Genomic DNA, 12,137 nt, shown 5'->3' with positions numbered 1-12,137 from the left:
GGTACTGAGGGGATTCCGACACTTCGGTACGTCCGATCGACCGGTCTGACTGCGCAGTCATAGTGATCCGGCGAAGTTATGTTCGTCAAGAGTCAGAAATCATTAAGAAACATCGAGGCGCGCGCCGCCGAGCCTGTGAGCGCGGAGACGGTCCAGTCGTCGAGGGCGTTGCGGATGCCTTACTGCCTCTTGACGAAGTCATATGACTGCGCAAACATGACTGCGCAGTCAGGCGCCGGCGGCATGGTCGTCGGCCAGGCCCGGCTTTCGTTCACGAAGAGGGACAACCATGACTTCTCGCATGCCCGCCGATGTCGCGCTGCGGGTGCCCGGCATCGTCTACGGCGCCGACTACAACCCTGAGCAATGGCCGGAAGGCGTCTGGGCGGAGGACATGCGCCTGATGCGGGTGGCCGGAGTCAACATGCTCAGTGTCGGCGTCTTCTCATGGGCACTGCTCGAGCCGGCGGAAGGTCGCTACGACTTCTCCCGGATGGACCGGATCCTCGACATGCTCCACGGCAATGGCATCGCCGCGAATCTCGCCACACCCACGGCGGCGCCGCCCGCATGGTTCTTCCGTGCCTACCCCGATGCGCTCCCCGTCGACCGCGACGGCCGAACGCTGTCCTTCGGCAGCCGGCAGACGTTCTGTCCCAGCAGTCCCGCCTACCGACAGGCCGCACTGCGCATCGTCGAAACAGTGGCCGACCGGTACGCCACGCACCCCGCTCTGGTCATGTGGCACGTGCACAACGAATACGGTTGTCACAACGCCGCCTGTTACTGCGACACCAGTGCTGCCGCCTTCCGTACCTGGCTACGCGTGCGTTACGACAATGACCTGGATCGCTTCAACGAGGCCTGGGGCACCAGCGTCTGGAGTCAGCGGTACTACTCCTGGGACGAGATCCTCCCGCCGCGCGCAACCGGCGCCGATCCCAACCCGATGCACCGGCTCGACTGGAAACGGTTCTGCTCCGACGAACTGCTCTCGCTCTACACCGCCGAACGCGAGGTGCTGCGCCGCGTCGCCCCGGACATCCCGGCTACGACGAACTTCATGGTCATGCGAACGATCGACGCCCTGGACTACTGGCGGTGGGCTCCGCACGTGGACATCGTCTCCAACGACCACTACGTCCTGGCCGACGACCCCGAAGCCGAGGTCGACATCGCACTGTCCGGGGACCTGGTGCGCTCGCTGGGCGGCGGCCGTCCCTGGTTGTTGATGGAACACTCAACCGGCGCCGTCAACTGGCAGCACGTCAACCGGGCCAAACGGCCGGGAGAGATGTACCGCAACGCACTGGCGCACGTCGCGCACGGCGCCGACGGCATCGCCTTCTTTCAATGGCGGGCGGCCGGTATCGGTGCCGAGCAGTGGCACTCGGCGATGCTGCCGCATGCCGGCACCGACAGCCAGATCTGGCACGACGTGGTCCGCCTGGGCACAGACCTGAGGGCACTGGCCGAGATACGCGGCAGCACCGGTGCCGCCCGGGTGGCCGTCGTCTGGGACTGGGACGCCCGCTGGGCCCTCGAGCTGCCCTCTCAGCCGAGTGGGAAGTTGCGATACCAGGACCTCGTGCGCGACTGGTACGCCCCGCTCTGGCGCGCCGGCATCGCCGTCGACTTCATCCGTGCGGACGACGACCTCAACGACTACCGACTCGTCCTGGTTCCGAGCCTCTACCTGGTCGACGACACGGCGGCGGCAAACCTCACCACGTACGCCGAAGGCGGTGGCACCCTGGCCGTCGGCTTCCACAGCGGCGCCGTCGATGAGAACTGCCACGTCCGTCTCGGCGGCTATCCCGGTGCGTTCCGTGAGGTGCTCGGTGTCCGCACCGACGAGTTGTTCCCGTTGCTTCCCGGCCGGACTGTCGCCCTCGCCGGTGACGTGCCGCAGGGCGCTACGGCGTCGCTGTGGTCCGAGCGGGTGCGGTTGATCCAGGCCGAGGCCGTCGTCACCTTCGCCGACGGAGACCTGGCCGGTGTCCCCGCCGTCACTCGTCGCGGCCATGGCGAGGGGGCGGCGTGGTACCTGGCGACCCGCCCGGAGCCGGCGGCTCTGCGTCATCTTCTCGACCGCATCTGCCGGGAAGCAGGTGTCCACCCGGAACAGCCCGCCGCAGCCGGGATCGAGATGGTCCGGCGACGCGGTGCTGACGCGGATTACCTGTTCCTCATCGACCACGCCGGCGGGGGTGGCGAGGTCGCCGCGAACGGCGTCGAACTGCTGACCGGCAAGCCGATCGAAGGTTTCGTGGTCGTCCCTCCCGGCGGTGCCGCGGTGGTCCGCGAACCACGCTGATGCCCGGCTGATCCGACCGATCCATCATCACCCTCCGAAGGACTGATTTCCTGTGCCGATTTTTCCTGCCCACCTGAGTCGTCGTCGCCTGCTGACCGCGATGGCGGCCGCCACCGTCGCGGCCGCCGGCCTCACCGGCTGCTCGGGCTCCTCCGAACCCGGGTCCGGCCCGGTGAAGGCCGTCAGCCAGGCCGACATCGACAAGGCCATGACGACCCCCACCACCGTGACGTTCTGGACATGGGCGCCGAACATCGAGCAAGAAGTCGCGGTCTTCGAGAAGAAGTACCCGGCCATCAAGGTCGACGTCGTCAACGCGGGCCAGGGCTTGGACGCCTACACCAAGCTGCGGACGGCTCTGAAAGCCGGCACCGGTGCACCCGACCTCGCCCAGATCGAATACCAGTACATCCCCACATTCTCGATCACGAAGAGTCTCGTGGACCTGCGTCCTTACGGCGCTGCCGCCAACCAGGCGAAGTTCGTCGACTGGACGTGGGGGCAGGTCACCGGGCCGGACGGGGAGATCCTGGCCTACCCACAGGACACCGGTCCGATGGGGATGCTGTACCGGGCGGACCTGTTCGAGAAGTACGGCATCGAAGTGCCGGCGACCTGGGACGAGTTCACGGCTGCGGCTCGCAAGCTGCGAGCCGCAGACCCCGACGTCTACCTCACCAACATGGCGGCCAATGAGGCGGCCGGCTGGCACGGCCTGATGTGGCAGGCCGGCTCGAAGGCGTACACCGTCACCGGCAGCACGCTCGGGCTGGCGGTCAACGACGCGGCTTCCAAGAAGGTCGCCGACTACTGGGCCGGATTGGCAAAGGAAGATCTCGTCTCAACGGATCCCGACTTCACCGACACCTGGTACCAGGGCTTCAACAGCGGCAAGTACGCCACCTGGCTGACCGCTGCCTGGGGCCCGTCCTTCCTCAGCGGCAGCGCGAAGCCGACGGCGGGCAAGTGGCGTGCGGCACCACTGCCGCAATGGGATGCCACCAAGCCGGTGGCCGGCAACTGGGGTGGGTCCACGACCGCCGTCATGGCCGGTACTCAGAACCCGATCGCGGCGGCCAAGTTCGCCGAGTTCCTGAACACCGACCCCGAGACCACCAAGATGTTCAACACCGTTCAGAACTTCTTCCCGGCGACCAAGGCGCTGCTGACGGACCCGTCGTTCACCGGCCAGAAGTCGGCCTTCTTCGGCGGCCAGCAGGTCAACGAGGTCTTCGCCGGCATCAGCGGCACCGTCGACGTCGGCTGGCAGTGGCCGCCGTTCCTGGACCAGGCGGTCAAGGACTGGACCGAGACCACCGGCAAGGCCCTGGCGGACAAGGCGGACACCGCCGCGGCCACCGACCAGTGGCAGGAGCGGCTCACGGCGTACGCAAAGGATCAAGGTTTCACCGTCAACGCCGGTTGAGCCGGACGGGCCTGCCGTGCCGATCGCGGCAGGCCCGTCCCTGACGAGTCCATCGTCCGGCCGTGAAAGCGAGCATGTTCATGACCACGAGTACCGCGACCGCGCGGGCCGCTGCCCCGGCGTCGCCACGCCGAGCCGGGCGGTCCACGACCACCGGCCACCACGCCTACCTCTTCGTCGCCCCGTTCCTCGTCTGCTTCGTACTGCTGTTCCTGTTGCCGCTTGCCTATGCCGCCTACCTGAGCCTGTTCAAGGACCAACTGGTCGGCGGAACGGTCTTCGTCGGCCTGGACAACTACACCCGTGCCCTGCAGGACTCCCTACTGCTGCACGGTGTCCTGCGGGTCGGCTTGTTCTTCCTCATCCAGGTCCCGGTCATGATGCTGATCGCACTCGTCGCGGCCCTCGCCATCGACAGCGGACTGCTGCGGGCGAGCAGGGTGTTCCGGCTGGGCCTGTTCGTCCCGTACGCGGTACCGAGTGTCGTCGCCGCGCTGATGTGGGGCTACCTGTACGGACCCGACTTCGGGCCACTCGCCCAGCTCGGTGATCGGCTCGGGTTCACCGCACCGAATCTGCTCGGAGACACCTGGATGCTGGCGTCGCTGGGAAACATCGTCACCTGGGAGTTCGCCGGCTACAACATGATCATTCTGTACGCCGCTCTCCGGTCGGTGCCCGCCGAGCGCTATGAGGCTGCCGCCGTCGACGGCGCCGGCGCCTGGCGGATCGCCTGGCATCTGAAACTTCCCGCCCTGCGGCCGGCGCTGCTGCTCTGCCTCATCTTCTCCGTCATCGGCAGCTTCCAGCTGTTCGCCGAACCCAACCTGGTGCAACGACTGGCGCCGACCGTCGTCAATTCCTCGTACACCCCCAACGTGTACGCCTACAGCCTCGCCTTCACATCCCAGCAGGTGAACTACGCGGCCGCGGTCTCGTTCCTGCTCGGTTTCGTCATCCTGGTCGTCTCCTACGTCATGCTGTTTCTCACGAGCCGGGGTAGCCGTCGATGACCACTATCAGCCGTGGTCCAGCCGCATCCGGGCGGACCGTCTCGCACAGCACCGCCTCCGCACACCAGCCGGTTCGTCGCCGGCCGCGCCGGCCGACGAAGAGCAACCTGCTGACCCTGGCCATGTGTGCGCTGCTGGTGTACTTCCTGTTTCCGCTGTTCTGGCTGACGATCGCCGCCACCAAGAACACCGGCGATCTGTTCTCCACCTTCGGGTTGTGGTTCGGCAACGACTTCTCGTTGTTCACCAATATCGGACAGACCTTCACCCACAACGGGGGCGAGTACACCCGGTGGATGGCCAACACTCTGGTGTACGCGGCAGTAAGTGCTGTCGGGGCCTCGGCTTTGGCCACCTTCGCCGGATACGGGTTCGCGCGCTACACGTTCCGGGGGAGAGGCCCACTGCTGGGTCTGGTGCTGGGCACCATCATGGTTCCCACCACGGCGCTGGCGATCCCCACCTACCTGTTGTTCAGCCAGGCCGGTTTGGTGAACACGCCGTGGGCGATCATCCTGCCGTCGCTGGTGAGCCCGTTCGGGCTGTTCCTGATGTGGGTCTACGCCCGTGACGCCGTCTCCGACAGCGTGCTGGAGGCCGCGCGCATCGACGGCGCCGGAGAACTGGCGATCTTCTTCCGCGTGGTTCTCCGCAGTCTTGCTCCGGGTTTTGTGACAGTGCTGCTGTTCACTCTCGTGGCGACCTGGAACAACTACTTCCTTCCACTGATCATGCTGAACGATCCGAGCTACTACCCGATCACCGTAGGGCTCAGCTCCTGGTCGGCGCAGGCGGTCGGCGGCAACGGCTCGAACGCCGACCTGCTGGCCCTGGTGGTCACCGGATCGCTGTTGTCGGTCCTCCCGCTGATCGCCGCCTTCCTCATGCTGCAGCGGTACTGGCAGTCCGGTCTGTCCGCCGGTGCGGTCAAGGAATGAGAGCGGAGTCACGACGCATGCCCCAGCTACCGAACCATGTCCTCCTCGGGACGGCCTACTACTTCGAGTACCAGCCCACCGATCGCCTGGACACCGACCTGGACCTGATGGCCGACGCCGGCTTCACGGTCATCCGCGTCGGTGAGTCGGTGTGGTCGACCTGGGAACCCGAGGACGGCCGGTTCGACCTCGACTGGTTGCAACCGGTCCTCGACGGCGCCCACCGGCGTGGCATCGGGGTCATCCTCGGCACCCCGACCTACGCGGTCCCGCCGTGGCTGGCCCGCCTGTACCCGGAGATCGCCGGCGAACGCAGCACCGGCAGGCCGATCGGCTGGGGCGCGAGGCAGGAAGTCGACTTCACCCATCCGGCGTTCCGGTTCCATGCGGAACGCATCATCCGCCAGGTCGTCGGCCGCTACGCCCGCCACCCGGCGGTCATCGGCTTCCAGGTCGACAACGAACCCGGTCTGGAACTGTTGCACAACCACGGCATCTTCCAGCGATTCGTCGATCATCTGCGCCATGAGTACGGCACCGTCGACAACCTCAACGAGCAGTGGGGCCTGGTCTACTGGTCACACCGGCTGTCGACATGGGCGGATCTGTGGCGGCCCGACGGCAACGCCCAACCCCAGTACGAACTGGCGTGGCGCAGGTTCCAGGCCCGGCAGACAGCGGAGTTCATCGCCTGGCAGGCCGGCATCGTCCGCGAATACGCCGGCACCGGCCAGTTCGTCACCACGTGCATCGCCTACGACCGGCCGGCTTTCGACGACGCCGCACTGGGCGACTCCCTCGACATCACCGCCGCCAACGCCTACTACGTCATGCAGGACGGCCTCGCCCTGCCCGACCGGCGTACACCCACCCAGACGTGGACAACCGACGGCACCTGGGCGCTGTACTTGAGCGCCGACCGGATGTACTCCGCCAAGCAGGCCCCGTTCCTGATCACCGAGACCAACGCGTCGCACATCGGGTTCTCCTGGGACAGCCGCCCCGCTTACGACGGCCAGTGGCGTCAGGCCGCGTGGGCACTGGTGGCCCGGGGCGCGCGCATGATCGGCTATTGGCACTGGCACACCTTGCACTTCGGCACCGAGACGTACTGGGGCGGCATCCTGCCGCACAGCGGCGAACCGGGCCGCACGTACACCGAACTGGCCCGTCTGGGCGACGAGTTCAAGCAGGCCGGTGACCTGGTCGCCGATCTCACCCCGGACGCCGACGTCGCCCTGCTCTTCGACATGCCGACCCGATGGATCATGCAGAAGTACCCGGCCCTGTCCCATCCCGACGGCACTCCCGACGAACGCGCCTACCAGGGGCTGATCGAGCCGTTCTACCGCGGTGCGTTCGATGCCGGGCTCCAGGTCCGCATCCTCCACGCCACCCGGCTCCCCGCTGTCGACGACGCCGTCCGCCAGTTCCCGGTGCTGATCGCCGCCGGCCTCTACCTCACTGACGACGACACCCTTGATTGGCTGCACGACTACGCCGCGGCCGGCGGTCACCTGATCGTCGGGCCGCGTACCGGCTACGCCGACCAGGAGGCTCGCGCCCGCACCGACCGCATGCCGGCGCGCCTGGCCGAACGCGCCGGTGTCCGGTACGACGAGTTCAGCACCATCCACGCGCCCATTGCCGTGGACGCCGCCGAGCCCGCGACCCTGCCGATTCCGGGCGGGGCCGTGGCCACCCGCTGGGTGGACGGCCTCATCGCCGACGGAGCCACCGTCCTCGCCCACTACAGGCACCCGCACTTCGGTCGCTGGCCTGCGATGACCACCCGCGCCGCCGGCCGAGGCCGGATCACTTACGTCGGCACGGTCCCGAACCTGGATCTGGCCGAGGCTCTGATGCGCTGGGCGGGAACCGCCAGCCGGTCCGCCTGGCGTGACCTACCGACGTCGGTGACCTGCACCGGAGCCGCCGCAGCCGACGGCAGCCGCCTGCGGTTCGTGCACAACTGGTCGTGGGACGCAGTAACCGTCACCGTGCCGGTCGACTCGCGTGACGTGCTCACCGGCAAGCCGTTGCCCGCCGGTCAGAACATCGAACTGGGCGCCTGGGACACCCGGGTTCTGGTCGAGAACCTTGGTGACACCATTGAGCGCTGAGTGAGTCACGGCACCTTGACGGGCATCTCTGACTGCGCAAACATAACATCGCGGCGGACTCGTCTACACCCGCAATTCCGAACACCGGAGAAATCCTTGAGTTCTTTGGAAAGACACGCCGGCAATTCCGCTGCTCCCCGTGGTGCGGATGTGGCCCGCCTGGCCGGCGTCTCGCAGAAGACCGTCTCCCGAGTGTTCAACGACGAGCAGTACGTGTCCGAAGAAGTGCGTCGTCGCGTGCTCGACGCCGCCGGAAAACTCGGCTACCGGCTCAACAACGCGGCCCGGGCCCTCGCATCCGGTCGCAGCCGGACCATCGGCGTCGTCACCATAGGCACCGCGGGGTACGGCCCGGCATCGCTGCTCGTCGGCATTGAGCGAGCCGTCAGAGATGCCGGGTACACCTTACGAATCGTCAGCACGGTGGAAGGCGATCCCGCCGGCATCGCCGGCGCGGTCCATTCGCTGCTCGACCAAGGGGTGGACGGGATCGTGATCTCCGAGCCCGTCGACGAGGGGCAGGCACGCGTCCGCGTCGACGTCCCTGTTCTCTTCCTCGGCGCCCCGCCGGCCTTCCCGGCCACCCGGACGCTCACCGCCGGCGTCGGCTCCAGGCAGCTGGCCTATGCCGCCACCGAACACCTTCTCGACCTCGGGCATGCCACCGTCCATCACGTCGCCGGCCCGCAACGGTGGTATGCGGCCCGGGATCGTCTCGATGGGTGGCGTGCGGCTCTGAACGCGCACAGCAGACTCGCACCACCCGTAATCGAGGGGGACTGGTCGGCCGCGTCCGGCTATGCCGCCGGCCGGCAGATCGCCCGCATCGAGGGGGTGACCGCCGTCTTCGTCGCGGGCGACGAGATGGCCATCGGATTCATCCGCGCGCTGACCGAAGCGGGTTTGCGCGTGCCGGACGACATCAGCGTCGTCGGGTTCGACGACATGCCGGTCGCCGCCTACGTGAGCCCTCCGTTGACCACCGTCCGTCAGCCGTTCGACGCCGCGGCACGAGAAGGACTGCAACTTCTCATGCTCGCCATCGAAAAGCCTGGCGTCGATCTTCCCCCGGCGGTCGACCCGCCGATCGAGATCGTGGTCCGCGAATCCACCGCGCCGCCGAGAGCCCTTTCCCGGCCGTCGTGACTCCGGGGGCGGCGCCTACCAGGCGTGCAACCCTTCCTGTCACCTCACCGTGCGTCGATCAGGCGGATCGCGCGGTTACGCGAGATCCGGGAACAGCCGACAGTTCCGAGTGCACCACTGACGTACCGCTGTTCGGGGGTGACAACCACCCGATGGTGGCTCGAACGAGGGACAAGTGTGCATGAGCGGCGCCCATCGTGGGCACCGGACCGGTCGCTACCGGCACCGCAATCGCACCTACCAGCGCACCGACGAAGGACTGATGATGACCGCCACCGCGCACGAGGTCGCCGAAAAACTCAACCGCGCCTTCGACGAACCGTCCATGACGATGGCGATCCTGCTGGCTGACGTCATTCCCGCGCTCGCGGAGTTCGATCAGGAGGCGACCACCGCCGCGGACCCGGACAGCTTCCGCGACCGGATCGTTCTGCATGACGGCAGCATCATTCTCTACGACAGCCGCACCGAGCGCTGGGCCGTCAGCAGCGCCGAAGAGGTTGCCGCATCCGACCAGCGGCGTATGAGCTCACTCTGAGCCCAGTCCGCCGATCAGACCTGGTACGCACGGGTCCAAAAAATCTGCGTCGAAGGGACTAGACTTTCTCGGCGTACCCGGTTAATGTTTCTGTCGTTGACAGCAAAGATCGTTGAAGACGCAGACGTAGCAGGCCGAGCATCAAAAGCAGGGCCCGGATCGTTCGTGGCTCGCTCGGCACCGCGAAGGTGTGCATGACCGCACGCCAGCAAGACACATGCGGTTGCAGGACAAGACCTTGACGTAATTCCAGGTCAGGGCACATGCAGGTGGGGTCGATGCGGTTTCGGGGCTCTGCCTGGTGCGAGAGACATCTGCCGCACGTGCGCGGGGCCATGAAGTTCGCGTGGGGCTCCGACACCGGCAGACGGAACGACAGCAGTTCAGGTAAGGGAAGCAGAGGAAAGGGAGGGTTCAGCACCGTTGGATCGCCCGCCGTCAGGACGCAGTTCCGGTTCTGGGGTGGACACCGCAGTCTCCATCGAACGTGAGGTGGTCTCCGGTCACGCTTATGCGATCCTCGCACCGCAAGCCGCTGACGTCCGCGGCCGGTGTGGACACGGCAAGCCGACGAACCTGTCGGTAAATGGTGGTAAACCCAAAACCCTGGGCCCCGGCGCTTCGGCGCCGGGGCCCTCGTCATGGAGGTACCTGTATGGCCCAACCGGATGACGTGCTCGATGACGAGCATTTCCCCGCCTACACGATGGGTCGTGCCGCGGAGATCACCGGCGCCTCGCCGGACTTCCTGCGCCGACTCGACGAGGCGAAACTGATCACGCCGTTCCGGTCCGCCGGCGGGCATCGTCGTTACTCCCGCCACCAGTTGCGTCTGGCGGTGCGCGCTCGGGAGATGGTCGACCGTGGCACCGCCCTGGAAGCAGCCTGCCGGATCATCATCCTCGAAGACCAGCTCGAGGACGCTCTCCAGCACCATCAGAGCTACCAGCGTCAACGACACACGAACGCTGCCTGACGTCATCGCCCCACGGTCCTTCTCGTACACGAGAGGGACCGTTGCTTTTCTGATGACTCAGGCGTCGTGGGCGAGGGACGACGACAGTTCCCGGTGGGCGCCGGCCTGCTCGAGCAGCGTCCTCGCCTTCTGCTCCAAGGCTTCGACGGCGTCGGCGCCCGCCACCCACCGCACCGGCGGCTCCTCGGTGCCGGTGAGCTGCACCAGCGCGGCGGCGAGCTTGGCCGGGTCGCCGCCCTGCAGGCCGTTCATGCCGTTCCACGCGTCCACGGTGTGCTTGGTGCGTTCGGCGTAGTCGGCGATACTCGGCTCGGCGTAGCGTACGACCACCCTGTGGTTCACCGGCGAGAACTTCCGGCGCAATCTTGCCATCGTCGACGAGGTTCGCCGCCATCGGCGCCGAGATCGGGGCCACCCCGGCGCAACGCGCACGCCTCGACCCGCCGCGCCCGGCGGCCGGGGCACGCCACGACGACGCGAACATGGCCTCGATCGACCAGTAGGCCTGCGCCAGGCCGGCTGCGTTGCGTCTGCGCGGCGTTGTTGATCTGCTAGCGCTACGAAATTGCGGTTTTGACCCCATGATCACAGCGATTTCGTAGCGCTGGCAGATCAACATCTCGACGGGCCGACGGTTTTCGGTCAGAAGACGGTCAGCCAGTCGTTGCGGATGCTGACGACCGTCCAGTTCTGGCTTTCGGCCTCCTTCAGCGCCTGCTCGGAGCCGGCGACGTAGTCGAACTCGCGCATGGCGTCGTCGTGCTTGACCAGCAGGCGCAGGTACGGTTTGCCGGCGTGCTGGGTGAAGTTGAGCATGTCGATGTCGCCGTTGGAGTTGCCGGCGGCGAGCAGCGGCCGGCGCCCGGTCCGGTTCCAGATCCGGATCGGCTTCTGCGGTCCGTCGTCGAGGTAGTCGAGTTCGGCCCGGTGCACGATGGTGCCGCCCCGGCCGTCGCCACGGTATTCCAGAGCTGCCGCGCTGCCGATCACCCGGGCGCGGGGGATGCCGTACACCTCGTTGCTGATCGGTCGCATGAAGTCGCGGCCGCCGCCGGAGGCGATGTAGTTGGTGAAGCCGTGGGTGGTGAGCAGTTCGAGCAGATCGATCATGGGGGCATACGTGCAGCGCAGGTACGGGCGGCCCAGCGTCGGGTGCTCGACCTGACGCAGGAACCGGTCGGCCTGCGCCTCGAAGTCCTCCACGGTGATCCCGTCGTAGGCGGCGAGGATGCCGGCGGCCAGCACCCGCACGTTGCGGTCGTCGCCGGCGTAGTGCTCGTCGAGGACTGCGGAAAGCCAGGCGTAGTCCTTCTCGTGGGCCGCCCGCCACGGCTGGCGTTCCCGCAGCTGCGGATCGGCCTCGGCCATCGCGGCGAGCCGGCGCAGGATGAAGTCGAGCTGGATCGGCATCGGCTTCTCGCACCACAGCGTCCCGTCGTTGTCGAAGACGGCCACCCGTTCCTCGACCGCAACCTCCGCCGCGACACGCCGGACGAAGTCCAGCACCGCTCGTTTCGCGTTGCCGTCCCGCCAACTCGTCAGCGCCGTCTCCCGCGTAGTCGTCATCCCGCCACGGTGACCGAACCGGCGCGGCGGCGGCTCATCCGTGGCGGGTGAAGCGGCCGTGCCGGATTTGCGGGGAGTATGCCCTCGATTGATG

Annotated in this window: 11 protein-coding genes; 9 read left to right on the top strand and 2 right to left on the bottom strand. The window is 67.1% G+C overall.

Annotated features, from left to right (window positions below; genetic code table 11):
• Nucleotides 1-289: 289 nt before the first annotated feature.
• The 8 genes from LPA41_RS12570 (at nucleotide 290) to LPA41_RS12535 (ending at nucleotide 10,477) form a co-directional block, all read left to right on the top strand.
• Nucleotides 290-2,317: a beta-galactosidase gene (locus LPA41_RS12570; RefSeq protein WP_229070306.1), complete on the top strand. Its 2,028-nt coding sequence runs from the start codon at nucleotides 290-292 to the stop codon at nucleotides 2,315-2,317.
• A 52-nt stretch (nucleotides 2,318-2,369) separates the two neighbouring features.
• Complete coding sequence (locus LPA41_RS12565) at nucleotides 2,370-3,743, top strand: extracellular solute-binding protein (RefSeq protein ID WP_229070305.1); 1,374 nt, start codon at nucleotides 2,370-2,372, stop codon at nucleotides 3,741-3,743.
• A gap of 80 nt (nucleotides 3,744-3,823) precedes the next feature.
• Nucleotides 3,824-4,756, top strand: coding sequence for a carbohydrate ABC transporter permease (locus LPA41_RS12560; protein ID WP_229070304.1), 933 nt, complete (start codon nucleotides 3,824-3,826; stop codon nucleotides 4,754-4,756).
• Complete coding sequence (locus LPA41_RS12555; RefSeq protein ID WP_229070303.1) at nucleotides 4,753-5,694, top strand: carbohydrate ABC transporter permease; 942 nt, start codon at nucleotides 4,753-4,755, stop codon at nucleotides 5,692-5,694. The genes LPA41_RS12560 and LPA41_RS12555 overlap by 4 nt, the downstream gene beginning before the upstream one ends.
• A gap of 17 nt (nucleotides 5,695-5,711) precedes the next feature.
• Nucleotides 5,712-7,817 (top strand): beta-galactosidase, encoded by a 2,106-nt coding sequence (locus LPA41_RS12550; protein WP_229070302.1) that lies wholly within the window; start codon nucleotides 5,712-5,714, stop codon nucleotides 7,815-7,817.
• A 150-nt stretch (nucleotides 7,818-7,967) separates the two neighbouring features.
• Complete coding sequence (locus LPA41_RS12545) at nucleotides 7,968-8,963, top strand: substrate-binding domain-containing protein (protein ID WP_308036549.1); 996 nt, start codon at nucleotides 7,968-7,970, stop codon at nucleotides 8,961-8,963.
• A gap of 181 nt (nucleotides 8,964-9,144) precedes the next feature.
• Nucleotides 9,145-9,501, top strand: coding sequence for a hypothetical protein (locus LPA41_RS12540; RefSeq protein WP_229070300.1), 357 nt, complete (start codon nucleotides 9,145-9,147; stop codon nucleotides 9,499-9,501).
• 655 nt (nucleotides 9,502-10,156) lie between these two features.
• Nucleotides 10,157-10,477, top strand: coding sequence for a MerR family transcriptional regulator (locus tag LPA41_RS12535; RefSeq protein WP_229070299.1), 321 nt, complete (start codon nucleotides 10,157-10,159; stop codon nucleotides 10,475-10,477).
• Nucleotides 10,478-10,534: 57 nt separating this feature from the next.
• Here the strand turns inward: LPA41_RS12535 and LPA41_RS12530 are convergent, their stop codons facing one another.
• Nucleotides 10,535-10,819 (bottom strand): hypothetical protein, encoded by a 285-nt coding sequence (locus LPA41_RS12530; RefSeq protein WP_229070298.1) that lies wholly within the window; start codon nucleotides 10,817-10,819, stop codon nucleotides 10,535-10,537.
• A gap of 23 nt (nucleotides 10,820-10,842) precedes the next feature.
• On the opposite strand from LPA41_RS12530, the gene LPA41_RS12525 reads away from it, so the two are divergent.
• Complete coding sequence (locus tag LPA41_RS12525; protein WP_229070297.1) at nucleotides 10,843-10,980, top strand: hypothetical protein; 138 nt, start codon at nucleotides 10,843-10,845, stop codon at nucleotides 10,978-10,980.
• A 139-nt stretch (nucleotides 10,981-11,119) separates the two neighbouring features.
• Here the strand turns inward: LPA41_RS12525 and LPA41_RS12520 are convergent, their stop codons facing one another.
• Nucleotides 11,120-12,043 carry an HAD family phosphatase gene (locus LPA41_RS12520; protein WP_229070296.1) on the bottom strand — a complete coding sequence of 308 codons (924 nt, stop codon included), beginning with the start codon at nucleotides 12,041-12,043 and terminating at the stop codon, nucleotides 11,120-11,122.
• Nucleotides 12,044-12,137 lie beyond the last annotated feature (94 nt).

Source organism: Actinoplanes sp. DH11, assembly GCF_020873875.1.
In the GTDB taxonomy this organism is placed as follows: Bacteria; Actinomycetota; Actinomycetes; order Mycobacteriales; family Micromonosporaceae; genus Actinoplanes.
This window is presented reverse-complemented; position numbering and strand designations above follow the sequence as displayed.

Coding starts and splice junctions, on each gene's coding strand:
- LPA41_RS12560 (WP_229070304.1), top strand. CDS start 3,824: ATGACCACGAGTACCGCGACCGCGCGGGCCGCTGCCCCGGCGTCGCCA.
- LPA41_RS12550 (WP_229070302.1), top strand. CDS start 5,712: ATGCCCCAGCTACCGAACCATGTCCTCCTCGGGACGGCCTACTACTTC.
- LPA41_RS12540 (WP_229070300.1), top strand. CDS start 9,145: ATGAGCGGCGCCCATCGTGGGCACCGGACCGGTCGCTACCGGCACCGC.
- LPA41_RS12570 (WP_229070306.1), top strand. CDS start 290: ATGACTTCTCGCATGCCCGCCGATGTCGCGCTGCGGGTGCCCGGCATC.
- LPA41_RS12535 (WP_229070299.1), top strand. CDS start 10,157: ATGGCCCAACCGGATGACGTGCTCGATGACGAGCATTTCCCCGCCTAC.
- LPA41_RS12555 (WP_229070303.1), top strand. CDS start 4,753: ATGACCACTATCAGCCGTGGTCCAGCCGCATCCGGGCGGACCGTCTCG.
- LPA41_RS12520 (WP_229070296.1), bottom strand. CDS start 12,043: ATGACGACTACGCGGGAGACGGCGCTGACGAGTTGGCGGGACGGCAAC.